1 protein-coding gene and 1 pseudogene are annotated in these 1,330 nt (G+C 67.2%); both read left to right on the top strand.

Going from position 1 to position 1,330, the window contains the following annotated elements:
* Window positions 1-309: pseudogene (locus BMG523DRAFT_RS25570) on the top strand (hypothetical protein); the annotation flags it as partial.
* Between the two features lie 20 nt (window positions 310-329).
* Window positions 330-1,330: IS3 family transposase (locus BMG523DRAFT_RS22330; RefSeq protein ID WP_043592351.1), on the top strand; the 1,001-nt coding region annotated here is incomplete at its 3' end.

Raw genomic sequence — 1,330 nt, 5'->3', positions numbered from 1 at the left:
GCCGGGCATGGTGAGAAGGGCGCGATCCTGCGCCGGGAGCGGTTGTATTCGGCGCATCTCGTGGAATGGCGGCGCGCGGCGGAGGAAGGCCGGGCGGCGGCGTTGTCGAGGCCGCGTGGCCGGCCGGCAACGGACCCGCGGGAGAAGGAGATCGAGCAGTTGCGGGCGGAGCTGGCCCGGAAGGACAAGGAGCTTGAGGCGTCCCGTCGCGTGATTGATATCATGGGAAAAGCCAACGCGCTCTTGGAGGCGCTCTCCGAAAGCATTCCGGATCTTTCCCAGGAGTCGTCGCCGAAGGAGAACGGATAGCTGATGCGTGCACGGTCGAGTTGGCGGAGATCGTCGGTCCTAAGAACGCGTGCGAGCTGACGGGGCGGTCGCGGGCGACGTTCTATCGCCGGCACCGGCCGCCGGTGCCGGCTCCGCCGCGGCGGGCACCGAAGCCGTACCGGGAGCGGGTTCAGCCGCGGGCGCTGTCCGTCGAGGAACGGGCGCGGATTCTCGAGCTGCTCAACTCGGAGCGGTTCGCCGACGCGGCGCCGCAGTCGGTGTGGGCGACGCTGCTCGACGAGGGCGTCTACCTGGCCTCGTGGCGCACCTTCTACCGGGTCCTGGCCGCTGCGGGGCAGACCGGGGAGCGCCGGGCCCAGGCCACGCACCCTCCGCATGTGAAACCCGAACTGCTCGCGGAGGCGCCGAACCGGGTATGGACCTGGGATATCACGAAAATCAAGGGGCCGTCGAAACACAGCTATTTCTACCTGTATGTCATCCTCGATATCTTCAGTCGTTACGTCGTCGGCTGGATGCTGGCGCCGAACGAGTCGGGTGAACTGGCGAAGGAGCTCGTCACGCAGACCTGCGAGAAGTACGGCGTCGACACGCCGAGGCTGACGGTGCACGCGGACCGGGGTTCGTCGATGACGTCGAAGACGGTCGCGTTGCTCTACGCGGACCTTGACATCGTCCGGTCGCACTCGAGGCCGCGGGTCTCGAACGACAACCCGTACTCGGAATCACAGTTCAAGACGCTGAAGTACCGGCCCGACTTTCCTGACCGCTTCGGTACCATTGCCGAGGCGCGCCAGTTCTGCCGCGGGTTCTTCGCCTGGTACAACCATGAGCACAGACATTCGGGAATCGGCTATCTCACGCCGGCGGCCGTGTACTTCGGCCAGGCCGAGGCGGTACACGCTGCCCGCAGCCGTGTCCTCGACGTGGCCTACGCCGCGCATCCGGAACGGTTCGTGAACCAGCCCCCGGTCCCGCCGCCGCTCCCGAAGCCCGCCGGGATCAACCACACGCCGGATGACCAGGCCGAACCAGCCGA

The organism is Frankia sp. BMG5.23, from assembly GCF_000685765.2.
Lineage (GTDB): Bacteria > Actinomycetota > Actinomycetes > Frankiales > Frankiaceae > Frankia > Frankia casuarinae.
The sequence above is the reverse complement of the archived record's forward strand: the minus strand, read 5'-3'. Positions and strand labels throughout refer to the sequence as shown.